The following is a 21,293-nucleotide window of genomic DNA, read 5'->3' on the forward strand; positions in this document are numbered from 1 at the left end:
CGGGCCCCGGCGCTTACGGCAGTGCGGTGACGAGCTGTTCCACCTCGACGCGCGGGCCGGTGAAGAACGGGACCTCCTCGCGCACGTGCAGGCGGGCCTCGGTGGCGCGCAGGTCACGCATCAGGTCGACGATGCGGTGCAGTTCGGGGGCCTCGAACGCGAGCAGCCACTCGTAGTCGCCCAGTGCCATCGAGCTGACGGTGTTGGCGCGCACGTCCGGGTAGCCGCGCGCGGCCTTGCCGTGGTCGGCCAGCATCTTGCGCCGGTCCTCGTCGGGCAGCAGGTACCACTCGTAGGAGCGCACGAACGGGTAGACGCAGATGTAGTTTCCGGCGTCCTCGCCGGCCAGAAAGGCCGGGATGTGGCTCTTGTTGAACTCGGCGGGCCGGTGCACGGCCACATTGCTCCAGACCGGCGCGCTGGCCTTGCCGAGCTCGGTGGTGCGGCGGAAGTCGGCGTAGGCGGCCTGCAGGTCCTCGACGCGTTCGGCGTGGGTCCACAGCATGAAGTCGGCGTCGGCGCGCAGACCGGCCACGTCGTAGATCCCGCGCAGTACCACGCCCTTGTCGGCCAGGCCGTCGAAGAACGCCTGCGCCTCCTTGATCGCGGCGGTGCGATCCTCCGCGAGCACCCCCGGCTGCACCTGGAACACCGAGAACATCAGGTAGCGGATGGTGGAGTTGAGAGCCTGATAGTCGAGTCGCGCCATGGGATCTATGGTGCCACTGCGGGGTTCCCGTCCGGCGCCGGGGCTCAGTCCACGTCCGGGCGACGCGCCCGCCACGGGGAGGATTCGTCGCTGCCGAACATCGAGGTCACTGTCGTCACCTGATCGGCGTGGAGTTCGACCGGGCCGAGATCGGGGTCGAGGATCAGGGTTCGGGGGTGGTCGTGCGCGCTGGTGGTCACAGCGGTGGATCATGCAGGATCGGCATGACAGCAGCTCGGTGACACGCCGGATGTTCGGTGAGGGGGTTCGGCGCCGCTGAACTATTCGCGCGCCGGCGATCGGCCTGATCCTCGGTGCCGTCGCACTGCGGCTCGGAAACTGCTGGTCAGTCGACGCGGGCGGCGAGGGATGTCGCGAGGCGGGCGGCGGCCGCGGTGCCCGAGGCGACGCAGGCGGGGACGCCCACGCCGTGGAGGTAGGCGCCCGCTACCGCCAGGCCGTCGAGCGGGGCCAGGGCGGATTCGAGGGTGACGATGCGTTCGGTGTGGCCGGGGGCGTACTGCGGGAGGCCACCGGGCCAGCGTTGGACGATCGCCGCCACGGGGTTGATCGGGATGCCGGTGACCGTGGCCAGGTCGGCGGTGGCGGCCGCGATCAGGTCTTCGTCGGACCAGGACAGGGGTGTGTCGTCGCCGAGGCGGCCGAAGGAGGCGCGGACCAGGGCGACATCGCGGGCGGCCAGGTGGGGCCATTTGCGGCTGGACAGGGTGAAAGCCTTGGCGCGCAAGGGTTCTCCGGTGGCGACGAGGACGCCGGAGTTGTCGGGGAGGGGGGTGTCTTTCGGCAGGGCCATGGCGACCAGGGCCGAGGAGGCGAGTTCGATGCCCGCTGCCGCCTGCGCTGCTTCCGGCGCGACGTAGTGCAGGAGACGGGCGGTGATGGGGGCCGGGGTCGCGAGGACGACGGCATCGACGGCGCCGAGGGGGTCGACCACCCAGCCACGGGGTGCGCGGGCGACGCGGGTGGCGGCCAGGTTCGTGACGAGACGGGCGCCCGATGCCGCGATCAGGGCCTCGAGCAGGGCGCCGTAACCGTCGCGCAACCCACCGAAAACCGGGGCTGAGCTGGGTGCGGGCATCGCCTGTCGAACTGCCTCGGTGAGGCTGGGGGCGCCACGATCGAGGGCGGCTGCCAGTGTGGGGAGGGCCGCGCGGACGCCGATAGAAGCGCTGGTGCCCGCGTACACGCCGCCGAGCAGGGGGTCGACGCTGCGGCGCACCACCTGTGCGCCGAACCGTTCCCCGACGAGGGTTTCGACGTCGACATCGGCACCCGGCTCCCAGTGGAAGGGGCGGTCCGGCTCGGTCGCGACCTGGTCGAGAGTCGCATCGTCGACCAGTCCGCGCAACGACTCCGCCTCCGACGGAATCCCCATCAGCGTGCGCCCCGGCAGCGGATGCGCGACCCCCCGCGCCCACACCAGCGGACGCTTGCCCGCCGGTCGCACCAGCTGCTCGTCCAGACCGAGCTCGCCCATCAACTCGATCACCTCGGGCCTACGCCCCACGAACGCCTCGGCCCCGAGATCCAGTGGCTCCCCGGCCAATTCGCGAGTCCGCAACACCCCACCGACCCGCGCGCCCTGCTCGAGCACAACGATATCGGCACCCTCCCCCAGCCGCTGCCGCAAGCGATACGCCGCGACGAGCCCGCTGATTCCGCCACCGACGACCGCGATCCTCATCCCTCGACCGTAGCCGCGACGAGGCCCCGCCGACGACGCGCATCGAACGGGTGTCGCCCGCATCACTGCCCGGGCGTGCGCCGCGAAACCGCGACCGCGTGCCGCCGAGTCGACCAAGAAGCCGACATCACCCGCCCACCACGATCTGGACGGCCGATCATCGGGCACTGATGGCTTGTGCTTCTCGGCCGATATTTACCTGAGAGCCTGATGATCAACGGTCCAGCTTCGCGCCATGCGTCAGAGGGAGTGGACCAGTTCGACCAGTGCGGTCAGGACGCCGGGGTCGGTGTCGGGCAGGACGCCGTGGCCCAGGTTGAAGATGTGGCCCGTCGCGCCGAGGGCGATCGCCTCGTCGGCTTCGCGCACGATGCGACGGGTTTCCGCCTCGACCGCGTCGAAACCGGCGAACAGGATCGCGGGATCCAGGTTGCCCTGCAAGCCTTTTCCGGGGCCGACCCGACGTGCGGCGTCGGTCAGCGGGATCCGCCAGTCGACACCGACCACATCGGCGCCTGCCTCGCCCATCGCGCCGAGCAGCTCGCCCGTGCCGACGCCGAAGTGGATGCGCGGCACACCGGCCGAGGCGACCTCGGCGAACACGCGCTCCGAATGCGGCAGCACATACTCGCGGTAGTCGGCCAGCGACAGGGCACCGGCCCAGGAGTCGAACAGCTGCACCGCGTCGACCCCGGCCGCGAGCTGGGCCTGCAGGAACGAGATGGTGATGTCGGTGAGGGCGCCGAGCAGGGCGTGCCAGGTCTGCGGGTCGGCGTGCATCATCGCCTTGGTGCGCTCGTGCTGCTTGCTCGGACCGCCCTCGACCAGGTAGGAGGCCAGGGTGAACGGCGCGCCCGCGAAGCCGATCAGCGGGGTGTCGCCGAGCGCGTCGGTGAGCAGTCGCACGCCCTCGGTGACCGCGCCGACCTCCTCGGGACGCAAGCGCGGCAGCGCGCGCACGTCGGCTTCGGTGCGCACCGGCGAGGCGATGACCGGGCCGACCCCGGGCACGATGTCGAGGTCGATGCCCGCGGCCTTGAGCGGAACGACGATGTCGGAGAACAGGATCGCCGCGTCGACACCGTGGCGACGGATCGGCTGCATGGTGATCTCACAGACCAGCTCCGGGTCGAAACACGACTCGAGCATGCCGATGCCCTTGCGCAGTTCCCGATATTCCGGCAGCGATCGACCGGCTTGCCGCATGAACCAGACCGGGCGCCTGCTCGGCGTCGCACCGGTGGCGGCGGCCAGGAAAGGGGCATCGGTCAACCGGCGGCGGGTGTAAGTGCTCATCGACGTTCATCCTAGGCGGCGGCGCGCCTCCGACGGCGGCGGGCACCCACCGTCTACCGTTGCCCCTCGTGACACCGCTCGACATCCGCGACGGCGCCGCACCGACCGGGGGAACGCCCCGCGAGCCTGCTTCTTTTCGGGCGGCGGTCGATGCGATGGGCACCGCAACAGTGCATCCACGAATCGAGCTGGCGCCTATCCGTCCTCCGCAACGGTTGGCGCCGTTCTCCTATGCCCTCGGAGCGGAGGTCATCCACCCCGACAGTCCGGTCGTGCCGATCGACTCCGAGGGTGACGCGTTCGGCAGGCTGATCCTGCTACACGACCCCGACGGCGACGAGGCGTGGAACGGCGTGTTCCGGCTCGTCGCCTACATCCAGGCCGACATCGACGCCGCGCTCGCCGCCGACCCGCTGCTGCCCGAGGTGGCGTGGAGCTGGCTGGTCGACTCGCTCGAGTCGCGCGGCGAACCGTTCACCGCCCTCGGTGGCACGGTCACCGCGACCAGTTCGGTCCGCTACGGCGACATCGCGGGCCCACCGCGCGCCCACCAGCTCGAATTGCGGGCCTCGTGGACGGCCACGAGCACCGAGATGCGCCGACACGTCGAAGCGTTCTGCGAAGTGTTGGCCTTCGCCGCCGGATTGCCGCCCGCCGGGGTGACCCATTTGCGACCGGAGTCCTATACCCGCACCGATCACCCTTGATCGCCACGTAGAGTTCACGTTTATGTCGGTCGCCGAGGAACCCACCGCAGCAGAGCCCCTGCTCGCCCCTGCCGAGGGGGTTCCACCCGTCCTGGCGACCGCCGACGAGGTCGCCGCGGCCGCGAAAGCCATCGCCGCGGGCACCGGCCCGCTGGCCGTCGACGCCGAACGCGCGTCCGGTTTCCGGTACTCGGCGCGGGCCTACCTGATCCAACTGCGCCGCGCGGGCGCGGGCTCGTTCCTCATCGACCCCATCCCCGTCACCGACGCGCTCGGCCCGCTCGCCGAGGCGATCAACGACCTCGAGTGGGTACTGCACTCCGCGGACCAGGATCTGCCGGGCCTGGCCGAACTCGGGTTGCGGCCGGCGCGCCTGTTCGACACCGAACTGGGCGGTCGGATCGCCGGGTACGAGCGGGTCGGGCTGGCCGCCATGGTCGAGAACCTGCTCGGGCGTTCGCTGCGCAAGGGCCACGGGGCCGCCGACTGGTCCAGTCGCCCGCTACCCGACGAATGGCTCAACTACGCCGCCCTCGACGTGGAACTGCTACTCGAACTGCGCGACACCGTCGCCGCCGACCTCACCGCCCAGGGCAAACTCGACTGGGCCGCCGAGGAATTCGAACACGTCCGCACCATGGACCCACCCGCGCCCAAGGCCGACCGCTGGCGCCGCACCTCCGGCATCCACGCCCTACGCCGCACCCGCCAACTGGCGATCGTGCGCGAATTGTGGACCACCCGAGACGAACTCGCCCGCGCCCGCGACGTAGCCCCCTCCCGCATCCTGCCCGACGCGGCCATCGTCGCCGCCGCCACCGGCGAACCCCGCACCATCGCCGCACTGCGCGCCCTGCCCGTCTTCGGCGGCCCCCGCCAACGCCGCTACTCGCGCGACTGGCTCGCCGCCGTCGAACGCGGCCGCACCCTGCCCGACAAACAACTCCCCCCACTCACCCTCCCCTTCGACGGCCCCCCACCGGTCAACCGCTGGGAACGCCGCGACCCCACCGCCGCCGCCCGCCTCACCACCGCCCGCGCGGCCATGGGGGAACTGTCCACCGAACACGCCATTCCCGTCGAGAACCTGCTCTCCCCCGACCTGGTCCGCCGGTTGTGCTGGGATGGGTTGCCCGACTACAAGAATGTCGGAACCCCGGACGAACTGTCCGCGAGGATCAAGGCGTTCCTGCTCGCGGGCGGGGCTCGATCCTGGCAGCGCACCCTCGCGGTTCCCGCACTGACCACAGCACTGACCCCTGCCGCCTGACACCGTCCGCTGACTACCGCCGCCGCGCGACGAGCCAGCCGCACGCGAAGTCCCGGCCCCAGTCGACTTTCATATCGACCTTCCTAGCGATGGTTTCCTCGGCGGGCAGAGTCAGTTATCGTCACGGCACGTCCGCAGCTCCCGCGCCTGTTCGGCCAACTCGCGCGCTCGCGCGTCCCAATCCGGCCCGACGCTGTAGAGATCGACAGATGCTTCACGCAGAAGCTCCGCATTGTCCGGTTGCTGAAGGCATGCGAGCCGGAAGCTGAGATTGCGCGCCCACACCGGCATCGCCATCCAATCCCTCCTCAACTCCTCCTGCAGCATGAAGACGATGTCGGCCGGATCGGCAAATGTCACCGCCTCGATGAACGCACGCGCCGCATCGGAAACTTGCTCCCCAGAAGACTTTTCAACGTCCGTGATCAGCTCCCGCGCCCTCGCTGCGAGATCCTTCAGGCCGACACCTCATCCCTTCCGCGACATCGCCGGCACCTTCGGCGAGAGGACCAGCCCAGCTTTGCGCACCGCGAACGGACCGAAGGGGGTTCTGCATGGACAACACGATCCCGGAACCCTGTCGGATTCAATCCGAACATTCCGACATCAAACTGTCAAGAAATTCAACTGGATACAACCCGATAGAGAGTCGAAACAAGATCGAATCGGTCTCGCCAGTGCAGGTAACGTATCCCTTGGGATCAACTTCCACCTTTTCGATACGTTCCCTATAAATACTGATGACTGTTCGATCGATAACTTTCCAGCGGATACTCACACTCCCCATGGAAGCATCGAGGGAAATCTCCATACTTTGGCCCTCATCCAAAGGCATCTTGACATGGTAAGACCACACATCAGACGGATCGACCTCAGCGCCAAATTGTTGCTCGAAGATACTCGGATCCGGTAATTCAAATCTGGGAAACTGCATGCCGGCACCTCGACCCAACGTCATCACCCATCCGTAAGACTATGTCCGATCGACACCGGCCGATATCCGCAACCTACCACCACGACTCTCTCAGATTCTTTCAGCGCGCTCAGCACACTGGAATCAAGGAACGAAACGGATGACATGCTAATCCGACCTCCCATCGGACCGACCAGACCCCCACTGTTTGAACGATAAAATCTGGTCCCCCAGGCTGACTACCGGCCGTCGATTTACAAGGACCGATTCGACACCATGCTCGTAAATTTCTTCGACACCCATTTCGACTCCATTCAAAAATTCGTCCAACGGCGACAGATCGATCCTTGTTCGTCGGTGCCGTGTCTCAACTCTTCCCTTCTGGAGAGAAACTGGATCACGAATTGTGAACCTATCCCCTCGAAGACACGCTGACCTTCTCCACTCTCCGCCAATCGCCTGGACTCGAAGAGGAGCTGTTCGGCAGCGAGGTAAACCATCATTCGCTGGTCTGGGGACCGCATTCCGCGCGTTGAGACGGAGCGAGTAGCCCCAACGCGGCATGCCGGTAAGACACCCTCCATCGTCAGTCATCACATCCACCCCTCCCACCTCAGCGAAATGGACATTTGACACAAGCTTGGCCCTCCCTGAATTCGGCTACCCTACCCTGTAGTCTTGGGCGACCTCTTGAATATCTGGGTCACCAGAAGCTGCCGCGTGCTCAACTACTCGACTGAGCAGTTCCGAAAATCCGCCGATATCCAAGAGTGTGCAAACCCTGGTGTACTCCTCCCAAGTAAGGTCATTGCGCGAGAGAAGCGCCTCGACGTTTCGAGCAAGCAGTTCACTCAATTCTGACCGATCGAGTCTAAATATGCGGTCATGGACAAGACCTATGAGCCCATTAGTCTCCAGGGAGCGGTCGAACAGCACCGGGAACAGCTCAGAAATCAGGGCCTTCGAAGCATATCGGAGCGCAATAAGTGCAGGGAATCGTTTTTCTGGACCAGATTCCAATGCCTTCGCGAGAACGGGTATCACATCGCTACGACTGAGTAGTTCGTTAGACAATCGGGTTGTCACCAACTCGGACTCAGATATATTAGCGAGCATTTTCTCCACATCCATTCGATCCTCCTATTTTATCTTTCCGCCATACTGCCACGGAAGACTCGCAAATAACTCCCGAAATTCGGTTACTGTCATTTCTCGAGTCGCATATATCGTGTGATGACCAGGGAACATCGTGCCGCCAACGTCCCTTCCATCTGCCCTGACAGCCAAGCCATCTGGCAGCTCGGTTCCCTCGGGGAGCGACCAATAGTGACCCTTAACGGGTTTACCATTCGGATCATCGAATGTCGAGGCCCCATGCGATGGTCCGGGCGAAATGGTATCCCCTTCGTCGGCGAGGTCAAAGTCTGTTACTCGTGGTGGTCGGGGTGCGCTGGCATTTCCGAATGCGTGAACGTCAGTCGGAACCGTCCGGCATGGAGTTAGGCCGAGTGGATCGGTCCAGTTCAGCGAGTTGTGTGGATAGGCTGCGGGATTCGGAGCAGGCGATAGACCCAATGGGTCTTGGGTGATGTAGTGAGCGGTTTCAGGATCGTAGTAACGGTGGCGGTTGTAGTGCAGTCCTGTTTCTGGGTCGTGTTGTTGGCCTTGGAAGCGGTGAGGTGTGTCCGGGCCGGTCCAGGTTGTTCGACCCCAGAGGTCCGCAGTGGCGGTGGAGGTGATTTCGCCGGTGGTGGGGTCGGCGAGGTGAGTTGGGGCGCCTTGGAGGTTGGTGACGATGGCCCAGAATTGGTCGTCGACGGACTGGGTGAGGGGGACGTGGGTGGTGGGGTGGTTGGTCCAGGAATGTGTTCGGGTGGTGGTAGGGGTGGTGGTGGTTTGTTCGGTGAGGTGGACGCCGTCCCAGGTGAAGCGGGTGGTGGTGTTGGTTTTGTGGTGGTGTTTGGCGGTTCGGCGGCCGAAGGGGTCGTAGGTGTAGGACCAGTGATCGCCGGTGGGGGTGGTTACTTGGGTGAGTTGGTCGAAGGCGTTGTAGGTGTAGTGCCAGATGGCGGGTTTGCGGGAGAGGCGGGTTTTCTCCTTGCGGATCAGCCGGCCCGCAGGGTCGTAGTGGTAGCGGGTGCGGCCAGCGCGGATGAGCAGGTTGTTGCGGTACTCGAAACGGGGATCTGTAGCGGGTTCCGGAGGGTTTGGTTCGGTGGCGACAGGCTGCGGTGAGGATGGAATCTCGGCGGTGGTGAGATTCGATAGGGCGTCGTAGCTGTATTGCTCGGTGACACCGATGCCGGGGGTGGTGATGTCGGTGATGCGGCCGATCACGTCGAGGGTGTAGGCGCGGTGCCGAGTCGCGGTAGGGGTGGTGGTGGTGTGGGCGGTGATGTAACCGTCACTGCGCCAGGAGTATTCGTCGCGTTCGAGCAGCGTGGTCGGAGTGCTGGTCGTCGGGTCCAGGGCGACGAGTTCGCGGGTCAGGGTGTGGCCGGTGGGGCTGTAGGTGTTGTGTTGGCCGATACCGGTGCTGCGCCAACTATTTTGGCGACCGGTCGGGTCATGGGTGAAGTCGAAGCGGTGGCCGTTGGTGATCAGGGCCGCGACTCGGCCGGTTGGGGTGCGTTCGTAAGTTGTCACCGAGCCGGCGGGTGTGGTGTAGCCGGTGCGGCGACCATGAGGGTCGAAAGTATTGACGGTGGTGTGGTCGTCGACGTGTTGGGCCAGGATCCGCCCCGCTGGCGTGTGGTCGAAACTCACCGAGTGGGTCACGGTGTCGTGCAGACCGTTTCGGGCTCGGCCGAGCTGACCTGTCGGGGTGTAGGTGTTGGCGATCCATTCGCCGGTGTCGGTGCTGACGCCGACGAACCTGCCGAGTTGGTCGTAGGAGTGACGGCGTTGGACACCGGTCGGGGTCGTGACGGTGGCCGGGCGGTTGAGCAGGTCGTGTTCGGTGCGGGTGACCGACCCGTTGTAGTCGGTTTCGACGCTGACGTTGCCCGATGGGTCGTATTCGTAGGTCCAGGTATCACCGAGGGGGTTGGTGACCGAGGTCAGGCGGCGTTCGGTGTCGTGGGTGTAGGAAGTGACCGAACCGTCGGGGGCTTGACGCGAGGCGACCAGGTCGAACGTGGCGTAGGTGTAGCGGGTCACCCCACCGATCTGGTTGGTGTGAGTGAGCAGATTCGATTCACCGTCGTAGGTCCATGACTGGGTCGCGCCCTCGGCGTCGGTGTGGGCGAGGAGTTTTCCCTCGACCGAGTACACGCGGGTGCTGATATGCCCGAGCGGGTCGGTGACAGTGATGGGTCGGCCGAATATGTCGCGGGCGATGCTCGTGACCGCGTTCCCGGTCTCGGTGACGCGGACCGGTAGGCCCGCGCCGTCGACCTCGATCAATGTGGTGGCACCGGTGGAAAGCGTGATCGAGGCGGGGGCACCGCAGGGGTGGTGGGTGTAAGTGGTCGTGACACCGTCCGCGTCGGTAACACTGCTCAGGTTGCCCGACCCGTCATAGGCGCGGGTGATCGTGGTGCCGTCGACATCGGTGACCACGGCCGGACGGCGCGGGCTGTGGTAGGCGACGGTGATCGATTTCTGGTCAGGACGACGCAACAACACCAGGTCACCGTCAGCGTTGTACACGTAGACAGTCGTGTTGGTGTACGCGTCGATATGGCGCACGGGTTGGCGGTACTCGTTGTAATCGGTGACCGACGTCGCCCCACGAGGATCGATCACGTTACGCAGACACAAGTCCTCGTCGAACTCGAAAATCGTGACCGCGCCAAGGGAGTTGGTGTGATGAGTGCGCGACCGCCGGAACTGGGGTAGTGGTTCGTAAGAGAAGGTCGCCGACAAGATGTTGTCGGTGCCGACCTGTTTGACCACACGACCGGTGTGATCGTAGGTGTTGTGCATCTCGGTGCCACGCGAATCCCGCCACGACAACAGGCGCGCGTCGGGGTCGTAGCGGTACTGGGTAGTGGCACCGACACCGTTGGTCACCGTGGCGAGATTTCCTGCGGTATAACTGAATTCGCGGACCTTGGTCGATATCCGTTCACCGTCGGGGTCGGTGCCCAGCACGGTCAGGCCGGTGACACGGTCACCGAAGGTCTCCACCCCGACCCGGTAACCACCGGAATGAGTGATCTGGGTCGGAGCACCATCAGGCCCGTAATGGAACCGGACGTGGTTGTGGTGGCGGTCGACGATCTCGGTGATCGCGATATTGCCCAACTGGGTATCCAACCCACCCAACGCCGCACTCGGGGCGAAAACCCAGGTCAGTTCACGTTCCGGGTCGAACACCCGGTACTGGCCGGTCTCGGTGCGGGTCATCGTCGCGCGGATTCCCTTGTGCACCGGGGCGACCGATAGACCTGGCGCGGTGTGGGGGAATTGCCACAACTCTCCATCCGGGCCGACGAACTTGGCCCCGTTCTGATCCACCACCACCCGCATATCCACAGTCGCCGCCCAGGATGGGCCGAACCACCGCCCCGACCGGTACGACGACCGATGACGCCGGGTCAACACCAACCCCAACACCCCGGGCAAGTCCACATCAGTTTCCGGGAGCAAGAACTCACCGGTCGCGACATCGACCGGATCACCACAATCGATCGTTTGCTTGGCCGTCTTGTTCAGATCGGGTTTGGTGGCCCCGGTTTGATCACCGAGAGTGGTGTCCTTCTTCGCGGTATCGACCGGATTCGACGCCGGTTTCGTGTCCCCACCATCAGCAGTCTTCGACCCCGCATCCGGAGTACTCGCCGGATTCGTCGGTGTGTCAGGCTGTTTCGTGGTCGAAGCAGTATCAGCGGGCTTGGTCGACGACGGGATCGTCGCGGCAGTCTCGTCAGCGTTCTTGCCCGTCTTCGACGGGGTCTTCTTGAACGCTTTCGCGATATCGCCCAACGACGACTTCAACTGCTTCAACAACGGTTTCAGGTTGTTCATCGTCTTGGACAACTTCGCGAACAACTTCGAGATCATCGCGACCGTCTTCGCGATATACGACGTGGCTTGGACCGCGACCAACGGGGTCGCCAAACCCACGCTGAACACCAACTCCGCCGCCCACACCGCCAAACGGCCCACCGTCTGCGCGACCAAGTCCCGCACCACTTCACGCACGGCCGCGACGATCCCGCCCGCCATCCGGATCGCCGAAGCCGCCGCGGTCGCCGCTGAGGACGCTGCGGTCAACAAGTTCGTGGTGTTGGCGGCCGCGGACTTGTAGGCGGTCGCGGTCAACCCCGTCCAGTCCGCGACATCCGCACCGACCGCGCTGTTTTGGGCTTGACCGACCTCGTTGATCCGGGTCGCGACGTTGTCCCAGGTCTTCGCGTAGGCCTCGATCTGGGCGGGATCACCCGCGATCCAATCCAGGGCGTCTTGCAACGGTTGGCAGTGCTCGATGAGCCAACCGACTCCGTAGCCGGCCAACGTGCCGAGAGGGTCCACGACCAGCGAGACCGCTTCGGCAGCCACACCGACCACGCCCAGGCCGGTTTCGATCCACGAACCACCGTTGATCGCATCCGAGAGGTCGGTGACCGAGCTGACCAAACTGATCCCGGTCGACCAATCCGTGGTGTCCTGCCTGGTCGCGATCAGCGGGTTGGTCACAGCCCGGACCCAGCAGTGTTGATCGCCGCCGCGTTCGAGTCATCACGAGAGGTGAACGCGTCCGCGATCGTGCTCAAGTTCGCACTGGTGTCAGTGAAGGCGTCGATCGCGGCCTGGATCGCGGCGATACCGTCGGTTTCGACCGAGTCCACGAACAACGGACCCAAAAACGCGCACAGTTTCCCGAACGCGTCCGAGGGGGCCGAGACCGCTTGGGCTGCTTCCAACGCCTGGGTCAGACCCGAGCCGGCAGTGGCCACGTTCGAGGCGTGGGTCTTGATCTTGTCCGGGGAAACGTTCAGCTCCCCGCCAGCACTGGTCACCGTCGTGCCCCACCCTCATCAGTGATCGTGGGTCGACTGGGAACTCCCGGCCCCTCGACCCGCGAGGTTCGAACATGTACTCCCGGCACACGGTGCCGAACGCCGAGCGTAGCGGATGATCGGTGGTGGTGAGCGGCGCGTGTGCTGTGACGAATCACAGTGGAGGCGAGGGGATTTCGGCGGTGGTTTGTGGCCGGGTGGGGGCGGTGGGTGGTGTTGTAGTCTGTTCGGGCTACCGCGAGCCGCGAGGGCGGGGAGTTCCTCGGGGTACGTGTCGGTGGTGGCGGGTTCATCTGCGGGTGCGGCTCGGAAGCGGGAGGATGCTCGTGCGGCGACAGTCTGTGGTGGTGACCGCGGTGATGTGCGGGGTGCTCGCGGTGATGGGGTGTACTCGGAGCGAGAGTGGGAGTGCGCAGCCGGTTACCACTGATCTGGCGGCGGCTGCTGCGGGGTTGTGGGATCCGTGTAGTCAGATTCCGGATTCCTTGTTGACCAGCGTGGGGCTGGATGTGGCGTCGAAGCGGTCGGGGATCCTCGGGGCCGAGGAGCCGGGGTGGAAGATCTGCCGCTGGGATGACGTGAACTTCCCGTCCGATTTCGGAATCGGCGTCTACTCGACTGTGAACACGGTCGAGGAGGTTCGTGCCAAGACGACGAATATCGAGTTCAAGGACGTCACGATCGCCGGTCGCGCGGGTGTGCAGTTCCGGCAGAGCCACTTCAAGCCAGACGAGGACTGCTCGATCGTCTTTCCCACATCCACCGGCTTCGTCCAGCTGGACATGCTCAACGGCGGCTCGAAGGCGAGAACTGTACCGCCTTGCGAGCGCTTGCAACCGATCGCGGAGGCGATCGTCCCGCTCTTTCCCGCCTGAATGTTCGACGATCAAGGGGGCAACCATGGCTTCATCAGATGAGAAAACTCGCTGGCAGTATCTGAACGAGGAAGCGAAGGCAGGTCGCCTGTACCTCGATCCTTCGGTCGCGACGAGTTGCCGTGATGCAAGTAATAAGCAGATCGACCTTTTCCTCGAGCTGAAGGGTGACCTCCAGGCCGTGGCAACGGTGACCGGGCTGGGCCGATTTCGCGCCGCTGACGAGTTGGCAAAAATGCTCGGCATGAAAGCCATTGGTGGCGAACGAGACTTCCTCACCGCCTTTCAGGAGCACATCGAAGTCCTCGAACTCATTCGCGACACCATCGAGATCTCGGTGAAGAAGTACGAGGACCAAGACCAAGCCCTCGGACAGGGCTTGAACGCGCAGGGCGCCAACATCCCGGGAGGCCAGTGATGTCGTTCGCAGATGGTGTTGCGGTGTGGGCGCTCAGCCCCATCCCGGGAGGTGGCCAGGCGTATTTGGCTTTGAAGGATTACGCCGACGGCAGCACACCGACCCGTTCGACGGACGAGAGCCCGGACGCCCACATCGCCCGAAATCGCCTGGAGGAGTTGAAGGGCGAGTTCGACGGTACCTATCAGTTGCCGCAGGTCCAGTCCTACGACGAGCCGAGTCAGATGTCGGACCTGTACGAGCGGGTGCAGGCGATGTCGATGGCCGATGTCAATACGCTGCACACTCGCTGGGAAACCTTGCGCAACAAGCTCGATGAGGGGTTCAAGACCTACGACTCCCAGATCGCGACCGCGATCGCCGAGAAATGGACCGGCACCGCGGGTTCCAGTGCCGCGGCGGGGATCAAGGAATACGTCGACAAGTCGAGCAATCTGCTCACCTCGGCGCAGATGATGGCCGAGAAGGTGAAGGTGGTCGAATCGGCCATGCAGATCGCCAAAGATCGGGTGAAGCCGCATGAGGGCTCCACGATCAGCGGGATCGCCAGCTACATTCCCGGACCCACCTGGCGGATGGACGAGCACAACGCCGACACCGCGAAAGCCGAGGGGGCCGCGGTGATCAAGGGCATCTACTACACGGCGATCGAAATCGCCGACACGCAGGTGCCGCTGGTGCCGCAGCCGTTCAATCCCCTTGCCGCAGGCGCGAATCCGGACGGTGACGGAAACGGCGGAAACAACGGCGGCGGGAATCCGTCCACGCAACAGCCCACGACGCAGCAACCCGCGGCCGTCACCCCGACGGCGCAGACGCCGACGACCGAGGACCCGTCCGAGGACGACACCACCGACGACAACGACAACAGCGACGACGACAACGGTGACGACACCTCGCCGTCGAGTGTCGACCCGACCGCGACGACCCCGCAGGCCGCCACCCCCACCTCGCCCGCGTCGGCCGTTCCCGCGGCTACGGTGCCCGGCGGTGGCAGTCCGGGCGGCGGCGCCGGTGGTGGCGGGTCGCCCGGGGCCGGCGCGGCCGTGCCCGGAGCCGCGGTGCCGGGAACTCCCGGTGGCGCGGCCGCGGCCAGGACGGGCGCGGGCGCCGGTGGTGCGGGATCCGGCGGCGCGGGCCGTGGGATGTCGGGCATGGGCGGTATGGGCGGCGGTGGCGCTCGAGGCAAGGGCGACGACGAGAAGGAAGCCGGCACCAAGGACTACCTGATCAACCAGCGCAACGGTGAGGAACTCACCGGGCTCGGCGAGGATCAGCGGGCCAGGACCGTGCCGCCGGTGATCGGAGAATGACGATGTCGCAGTGGCAATTCAGCGCGTTCGGGTTCACGGTGCTGTGGCGGGCGGCCGACCGCGACGTGCTGCCGTACCCGCTGCAGACGCAGTCGGACGCGACGACCGTGGACGACTACGACCGGCAGTGGCAGGCCGAGGCGCAACGCATCCTGCCGATGTTCGACCATGCGCTGGACGCGGCGATGCGGATCCTGCTCGAGCCGGAAGCCCGCTTCGAACTGGCCGGATACGGCGACGGGGAGAAGCTGCGCTCGTTCGCGGCCGTGCGGGAGCGCACGGCGGTGCTGCTGGAACAGCAGCGGCTGCCCCTGGACAGTCAGGGCGGTGACATCAGGATGAGCGTGCTCGACATCGACCAGCTGGCCGAGCGCATGGTCGCCCGGCTACCGAACACCCGCCCCGCCGGTGGCGAGGTATTCACCGTGAACACCTACGACCTCCAGGAAGAAGCCCCCTACGACCCGTGGGCGGCCGATCCCCGCACCCCACAGCAGAAGGCCGACGACTTCTTCGGCCGGACCCGCTCGACACTGGTGTATCTGGCGGGCTACCCGGGCACCGCGATCGACAACCGACCCCAGCCGGGCCAGGGCTTCCACGTGATGGACTTCCCGGACGGGCGCTACCTGGTCACCGAACGCGGCGCGAACATCGAGGCACGACCGGGCGACACCGCACAGGCGCGGCAGGCGTTGGCGCGGTTGATGACCACGACGCTGGCCATCCACCGCGAGGACAACGAACCGGCGTACCGGTAGTGCCGCGGGGTTGATCGCGCACCCGACCGATCACGAGTGACGCCATGACCTGGCGGGTGCGCGGGCGGTCACCCCGAGGCCGGGGACGACAGGTGGTCAGCGGGCTCGTAGCCAGCCGCCGATTCGGGTGGCGATGGATTCGGGGGTGAGGCCGAGGGTGTCGAGGATTTCGTTGCGGGAGGCGTGGTCGAGGAATTGTTGGGGGACGCCGAGGTCGCGGGTGGGGACGTCGAGGCCGGCGGCGCGTAGGCGGGCGGAGAGGGTGGCGCCGATGCCGCCGTGCAGGCCGCCGTCTTCGATGGTGACGACGAGGCGGTAGTTCTCGGCGAGTTTGATCAGGGTGTCGGGGATCGGGATGACCCAGCGGGGGTCGACGACGGTGATCGACATGCCCTGGGGTTCGAGGAGTTCGGCGACCTTCATGGCGGTTTCGGCGAAGGGGCCGACCGCGACGAGCAGGACGTCGCCGTGTTGGGAGCTGGCCGAACCCGCGCCGGGGACGGCCAGGCGGAGCACGTCGAGGCCGTCGAGGCGTTCGATCGCGGTGATGTCCTCGGCGACACTGCCTTTCGGGAAACGCAGCACGGTCGGGCCGTCGCTGACGGCGAGCGCTTCGGCGAGTTCCTCGCGCAGGGTGGCGCCGTCGCGGGGAGCCGCGACGCGGATGCCGGGGATGATGCCCAGCAGCGACAGGTCCCACATGCCGTTGTGGCTGGCGCCGTCGGGGCCGGTGATGCCCGCGCGGTCGAGCACCACGGTGACGGGCTGTTTGAGCAGTGCCACGTCCATGAGCAGCTGGTCGAAGGCGCGGTTGAGGAAGGTGGCGTAGATGGCGATCACCGGGTGCATGCCGCCCAGTGCCAGACCGGCGGCCGAGGCCATGCCGTGCTGTTCGGCGATGCCGACATCGAACATGCGCTCGGGGAAACGCTCACCGAAGGCGGCCAGGCCGGTGGGGCCGGGCATGGCGGCGGTGATGGCGACGATGTCGTCGCGGCGCGCACCGTGTTCGACGAGTTCCTCGGCGAAGACCGCGGTCCAGCCCTTGGCCTTCTTGCCCGCCAGCGGACGCCCGGTCAGCGGGTCGATCGGGTCGCAGGCGTGCATCTGATCGGCGACGTGGTTCTCGGCGTGCTCGTACCCGTTGCCCTTGCGGGTGACCACGTGCACCACGACCGGACCGCCGAAGTCCTTGGCGCGGCGCAGCGCCGACTCGAGCGCGACCAGATCGTGCCCGTCGACGGGGCCGACGTACTTCATGCCCAGATCGGCGAACAGTTCCTGCGGACTGACCGCGTCCTTGATCCCGGCCTTGAGCGCGTGCACCATCGAATAGGCCGACTCCCCCACGGCGGGAATGCTTTTCAGAATGCGTTTCCCGGCGACGAGGGCATGCTCGTAGGCGGGTTGGGTGCGCAGCGCGGTCAGGCGGTCGGCCAGGCCGCCGATTGTGGGGGCGTAGGAGCGGCCGTTGTCGTTGACCACGACCACCACGGGACGATCGGGGGCGCCGGCGATGTTGTTGAGAGCCTCCCAGCACATGCCGCCGGTGAGCGCGCCGTCACCGACGATCGCGACCGGGGTGCGGTGCTGGTGGGTCAGCGAGAAAGCCTTGGCCAGACCGTCGGCATAGGACAGCGCGGCCGAGGCGTGCGAGGACTCGACCCAGTCGTGCTCGCTCTCGGCGCGGCTCGGGTAGCCCGACAGGCCCTCGCGCGAGCGCAGGGAGTCGAAGCGGTCCTTGCGGCCGGTGAGGATCTTGTGCACGTAGGCCTGGTGGCCGGTGTCGAAGATCAACGGGTCGGCCGGGGAATCGAAGATCCGGTGCAGGGCGATGGTCAACTCGACCACACCGAGATTGGGACCGAGATGGCCACCGGTGGCGGCGACCTTCTGCACGAGGAACTCGCGGATCTCGCCCGCCAGTTCACGCAGTTGCGCCACGCTCAGCCGGCGCAGATCTTCGGGTGAATCCACCCGCGACAGCACTCCCACCTGAACTCGCTCCCTCCGGACTCCTGGGTAATGCGCCCAGTGTATTTGTCCACGTGGCGGCCCCGTCGCGCGCGGGGCCCCCGGGACGCGCGGGGATGTGCGCGGGATCTCCCGCGCGTCACGGGCCGGACCGGCGACGCGCCGACCTACAGTGACGCTGTGGACCGACCTACGCGCACCATCGACCCGGGCGTGGTGGCCGACATGCTCGACCAGGTGCACGCGGCCTGCCGCGACGACACCTCCGGCGCGCCCGCCGACTACATTCCCGAGCTGGCCGCGGTGGCGCCGGACTCGTTCGGGCTGTGTCTGGCCACCGCCGATGGGCTGGTCTACCAGGTCGGCGACACCGACATCGCGTTCAGCATCCAGTCGATCTCCAAGCCGTTCACCTACGCGCTGGCCCTGGCCGACCGCGGGATCGACGAGGTGGCCCGACACATCGATGTGGAGCCCTCGGGCGAGCCGTTCAACGAGATCAGCCTCGAACCCGACACCCAGCGGCCGAGCAACCCGATGATCAACTCGGGCGCGATCACGGCGACCTCGCTGATCACCGGACGCGACGCCGAGGACAAGTTCGAACGGGTCCGGCGCTGCTACTCCCGCTTCGCCGGGCGCGAGCTGACGATGGACAAGGCGGTCTACGAGTCCGAGTCCCGCACCGGGTACCGCAACCGGGCGATCGGGTACATGTTGCGCTCGGTCGGGGTGATCGACGTGGACCCCGACGATGTGGTGGACCGGTACTTCCGGCAGTGCTCGATCGAGATCACCTGCGCCGATCTGGCGGTCATGGCGGCGACGCTGGCCGACAACGGGGTGAACCCGAAGACGCGCGAGCGGGCGCTGTCGACCTCGCTGACCGAGCGGGTGCTCAGCGTGATGACCACCTGCGGCATGTACAACGCGGCCGGTGACTGGGTGACCACGGTCGGGCTGCCGGCCAAGAGCGGAGTGGGCGGCGGCATCATCGCGGTGCTGCCCGGTCAGCTGGGGATCTCGGTGTACTCGCCGCGCCTGGACGGGCACGGCAACAGCGTGCGCGGGGTCGCGGCCTGCCGGGAGCTGTCGAAGCGGCTGGAACTGCACTTCTGTCACGTGACCCGATCCGCGCGCACCGCGATCCGCGCCGACTACACCGTCGCGCAGATGCCCTCGCGCCTGCGACGCACCACCGACGACGCCGAGGTGCTAGCCGCACACGGCGAGCGCGCCCGGGTGTACGAACTGCACGGCGACCTGCTGTTCTCCGGCGCTGAACGGGCCGTGCGGGCGATCGAGGGGCGCACCGCTGAGCTCGACGCGCTGGTGATCGACCTGCGCCGGGTCGGCGAGGTGAGCCGGGTGGCCCGCGACATGCTCGAGCAGTTGCAGAGCGAACTGGTGGGTCGGGGCACGCGGGTGGCGCTGGTGGATCCCGACGCCAAGCTCGGGCACGAGGTGTCGAGTCTGGACCCCGACGATCCGCGCGGGCGGGTGTTCATCGACCGGGACACGGCCACCGAATGGTGCGAGGACATCGTGCTGCACAAGCATCGTCCGCCCGGTGCGCGACCGCCCACCTCGATCGAGCTCGCGCAACACCCGCTGATGGCGGGCCTGGACCCCGACTATCGCCGGCGGTTGTGCGCCGAGTGCGAGACGCGCACGGTGGCCAGGGGTGAGGTGCTCGCCGAACGGGGGTCGCCGCGGTCCGGGCTGTATCTGATTCTCGACGGGCGGGTGCGGATGACCTTTCCCGGCACCGACGGGCGGGCGCATCGGCTGGTCACCCTGTCGTCGGGGATGTCGTTCGGCGAGGTGCCGATGCTGGTTCGGGAGCCGTTCGTGAACACCGTGGTCGCCGAGACCCGGGTGCGGGTGGCGGTGTTGAGTCCGAGCGTGTTCGACTCGCTCACCGACGACGATCCGCGCATGAAACTCGCGCTGCTGCAACGACTCGCGGCGGGGGCCTACGCGCAGATGGATATGACCGTGCGAACGATATCGGCCAACGCCGAGAACTACTGACCGTGCCGGAACTCCGCGTGGGCGTGAGACGTTGAGGTGCACAGGACCCGTCGACCGAGAGGAGCGCCGCGTGAGTTCGACAGGGCACCAGGCGAGTACGACCACCTTCGGACACGGGGTGGTGCGCGCGATACCCGATCTGATCCGCGTGACGCTGTCGGTGGAGTCGCGCGCGGAGACCGTCTCGGCCGCCTACGGGCGGGCCGGTGACCGGGTCGGTGCGGTGGTCGCGGCACTGCGGGCGGCGGGGGTACGTGACGCGGACATGGCGACGAGCGGGCTGAGCGTGCGGACCGAGACCGTGTACACCGACAACGGGCGCAACCAGGTCGTCGGGTATCTCGCCTCGACCGGGCTGAGTCTGTCGCTGCGCGAGGGCACCGATCCCGCCGAGACCGTCGCCGCCGCCGTGCGCGCGGGCGGCGACGATGTGCGCCTGGGCGGACTCACCCGCACCGTCGCCGACCCCGGGCCACTGCTCGAACAGGCCCGTGACGCCGCCTTCGACGACGCGAAAGCCAAGGCCGCGCAGTACGCCGCCCGCGCGGGCGTGAGCCTTGGCCCGGTTGTGCAGATCACCGAGGACACCGCCCCGCCCGCGCGCGCCTACGACATCAGCGCCGAGATGGACTCCCCCATGTTCACGGCCAGGGCCAACTCGTCGGTACCGGTGGTCCCCGGCGAGACCGAGGTCAGCGCCGACGTTCGGGTGACCTGGACCCTGGCCTAGGAACTCAGCGGTCGAACAGCGCCACGCACTCCACGTGGTGGGTGGCCGGGAACGCGTCGAAGGCCCGCAGTTCGGCCAGGTGGTAGCCGGCGTCGAGGTACAGGCCCACGTCGCGGGCGAAGGCCGCCGGGTCGCAGCCGATGTGCACGATCCGACGCGGGTCGGCGTCGGCGACCGCGCCGATGACGTCCTTGCCCGCGCCCGCGCGCGGCGGGTCCAGGACCACCACGTCCGGGGTCGAGGTCGCGCCGCGCACCCACCGCTCCACTCGATCGCTGCGCAGTTCCAGCCAGGGCAGATCGCCCAGCGCGGCGACGCCGTCGACCACCGCCGAGCGGGCGGATTCGACGCCGGTGACCGCGCCGGTCTGGCCGGTCTGTTCGGCCAGGCGGGCCGCGAAGACGCCGACGCCGGCGTAGAGGTCCCAGCCCGAACCGCCCGGCGTCAGGCCCGACCAGTCCGCGACGAGGTCCGAATAGCATTGCGCCGCACCGCGATGCGCCTGCCAGAAGCCGGTCGCCGACAGTTCCCAGCGGCGTCCGGCCACGTATTCCACGACCCGGCCCGAGCCCTCGACCACGCACTCCTCGCGGGGGGCGTTGGTCGCGGACTTGCGGGAGGC

19 protein-coding genes are annotated in these 21,293 nt (G+C 66.9%); 8 read left to right on the top strand and 11 right to left on the bottom strand.

Translation table 11 applies throughout. The annotated features are described in order from the left end of the window. Window positions 1–13 precede the first annotated feature (13 nt). From hemQ to hemE, 4 genes are all read right to left on the bottom strand, one after another. Window positions 14–709, bottom strand: coding sequence for a hydrogen peroxide-dependent heme synthase (hemQ, locus tag ACFP3H_RS16010; RefSeq protein WP_378606333.1), 696 nt, complete (start codon window positions 707–709; stop codon window positions 14–16). Window positions 710–753: 44 nt separating this feature from the next. Then, window positions 754–909, bottom strand: a complete 156-nt coding sequence (locus ACFP3H_RS16015) for a hypothetical protein (protein WP_378606335.1) — start codon at window positions 907–909, stop codon at window positions 754–756. A gap of 146 nt (window positions 910–1,055) precedes the next feature. Further along, the gene (locus ACFP3H_RS16020) at window positions 1,056–2,414 is read right to left on the bottom strand and encodes a protoporphyrinogen oxidase (protein WP_378606338.1); all 1,359 of its coding nucleotides are present in this window, start codon (window positions 2,412–2,414) and stop codon (window positions 1,056–1,058) included. Between the two features lie 240 nt (window positions 2,415–2,654). Beyond that, the gene (hemE, locus tag ACFP3H_RS16025; RefSeq protein WP_378606341.1) at window positions 2,655–3,710 is read right to left on the bottom strand and encodes a uroporphyrinogen decarboxylase; all 1,056 of its coding nucleotides are present in this window, start codon (window positions 3,708–3,710) and stop codon (window positions 2,655–2,657) included. 68 nt (window positions 3,711–3,778) lie between these two features. Here hemE and ACFP3H_RS16030 point away from each other — a divergent pair, with 68 nt between their 5' ends. Both ACFP3H_RS16030 and ACFP3H_RS16035 read left to right on the top strand, forming a co-directional pair. Continuing rightward, complete coding sequence (locus ACFP3H_RS16030; protein WP_378606344.1) at window positions 3,779–4,417, top strand: DUF3000 domain-containing protein; 639 nt, start codon at window positions 3,779–3,781, stop codon at window positions 4,415–4,417. Between the two features lie 22 nt (window positions 4,418–4,439). Next, the gene (locus ACFP3H_RS16035) at window positions 4,440–5,687 is read left to right on the top strand and encodes an HRDC domain-containing protein (protein WP_378606347.1); all 1,248 of its coding nucleotides are present in this window, start codon (window positions 4,440–4,442) and stop codon (window positions 5,685–5,687) included. Window positions 5,688–5,798: 111 nt separating this feature from the next. Here ACFP3H_RS16035 and ACFP3H_RS16040 read toward each other — a convergent pair whose 3' ends face one another. From ACFP3H_RS16040 to ACFP3H_RS16060, 5 genes are all read right to left on the bottom strand, one after another. Further along, window positions 5,799–6,047 (bottom strand): hypothetical protein, encoded by a 249-nt coding sequence (locus ACFP3H_RS16040; RefSeq protein ID WP_378606350.1) that lies wholly within the window; start codon window positions 6,045–6,047, stop codon window positions 5,799–5,801. Between the two features lie 226 nt (window positions 6,048–6,273). After that, window positions 6,274–6,621: a hypothetical protein gene (locus ACFP3H_RS16045; protein ID WP_378606352.1), complete on the bottom strand. Its 348-nt coding sequence runs from the start codon at window positions 6,619–6,621 to the stop codon at window positions 6,274–6,276. A 639-nt stretch (window positions 6,622–7,260) separates the two neighbouring features. Continuing rightward, on the bottom strand, window positions 7,261–7,731 hold the full coding sequence (locus ACFP3H_RS16050; protein WP_378606355.1) for a hypothetical protein: 471 nt from the start codon (window positions 7,729–7,731) through the stop codon (window positions 7,261–7,263). A gap of 9 nt (window positions 7,732–7,740) precedes the next feature. Beyond that, complete coding sequence (locus ACFP3H_RS16055; protein ID WP_378606357.1) at window positions 7,741–12,243, bottom strand: DUF6531 domain-containing protein; 4,503 nt, start codon at window positions 12,241–12,243, stop codon at window positions 7,741–7,743. Continuing rightward, entirely contained in the window at window positions 12,240–12,566 is a 327-nt protein-coding gene (locus tag ACFP3H_RS16060; RefSeq protein ID WP_378606361.1) for a type VII secretion target, read from the bottom strand. Before ACFP3H_RS16060 ends, ACFP3H_RS16055 begins: the two co-directional genes overlap by 4 nt. A 347-nt stretch (window positions 12,567–12,913) precedes the next feature. Here ACFP3H_RS16060 and ACFP3H_RS16065 point away from each other — a divergent pair, with 347 nt between their 5' ends. The 4 genes from ACFP3H_RS16065 (at window position 12,914) to ACFP3H_RS16080 (ending at window position 15,933) form a co-directional block, all read left to right on the top strand. Beyond that, the gene (locus tag ACFP3H_RS16065; protein WP_378606362.1) at window positions 12,914–13,441 is read left to right on the top strand and encodes a DUF3558 domain-containing protein; all 528 of its coding nucleotides are present in this window, start codon (window positions 12,914–12,916) and stop codon (window positions 13,439–13,441) included. 25 nt (window positions 13,442–13,466) lie between these two features. Beyond that, window positions 13,467–13,859, top strand: a complete 393-nt coding sequence (locus ACFP3H_RS16070; protein WP_378606365.1) for a hypothetical protein — start codon at window positions 13,467–13,469, stop codon at window positions 13,857–13,859. 65 nt (window positions 13,860–13,924) lie between these two features. Further along, window positions 13,925–15,172, top strand: coding sequence for a hypothetical protein (locus ACFP3H_RS16075; protein WP_378606368.1), 1,248 nt, complete (start codon window positions 13,925–13,927; stop codon window positions 15,170–15,172). Between the two features lie 2 nt (window positions 15,173–15,174). Continuing rightward, window positions 15,175–15,933, top strand: coding sequence for an ESX secretion-associated protein EspG (locus ACFP3H_RS16080; protein WP_378606370.1), 759 nt, complete (start codon window positions 15,175–15,177; stop codon window positions 15,931–15,933). 96 nt (window positions 15,934–16,029) lie between these two features. Here ACFP3H_RS16080 and dxs read toward each other — a convergent pair whose 3' ends face one another. Further along, on the bottom strand, window positions 16,030–17,928 hold the full coding sequence (dxs, locus tag ACFP3H_RS16085) for a 1-deoxy-D-xylulose-5-phosphate synthase (RefSeq protein ID WP_378606373.1): 1,899 nt from the start codon (window positions 17,926–17,928) through the stop codon (window positions 16,030–16,032). A gap of 204 nt (window positions 17,929–18,132) precedes the next feature. On the opposite strand from dxs, the gene glsA reads away from it, so the two are divergent. Both glsA and ACFP3H_RS16095 read left to right on the top strand, forming a co-directional pair. Further along, the gene (glsA, locus tag ACFP3H_RS16090; RefSeq protein ID WP_378606433.1) at window positions 18,133–19,941 is read left to right on the top strand and encodes a glutaminase A; all 1,809 of its coding nucleotides are present in this window, start codon (window positions 18,133–18,135) and stop codon (window positions 19,939–19,941) included. 70 nt (window positions 19,942–20,011) lie between these two features. Beyond that, window positions 20,012–20,671 carry an SIMPL domain-containing protein gene (locus ACFP3H_RS16095; RefSeq protein ID WP_378606376.1) on the top strand — a complete coding sequence of 220 codons (660 nt, stop codon included), beginning with the start codon at window positions 20,012–20,014 and terminating at the stop codon, window positions 20,669–20,671. Between the two features lie 4 nt (window positions 20,672–20,675). Here ACFP3H_RS16095 and ACFP3H_RS16100 read toward each other — a convergent pair. Beyond that, on the bottom strand, window positions 20,676–21,293 hold a 618-nt coding region (locus ACFP3H_RS16100), incomplete at its 5' end, for a class I SAM-dependent RNA methyltransferase (protein WP_378606379.1).

The organism is Nocardia lasii (genome assembly GCF_042658545.1).
GTDB lineage: Bacteria > Actinomycetota > Actinomycetes > Mycobacteriales > Mycobacteriaceae > Nocardia > Nocardia lasii.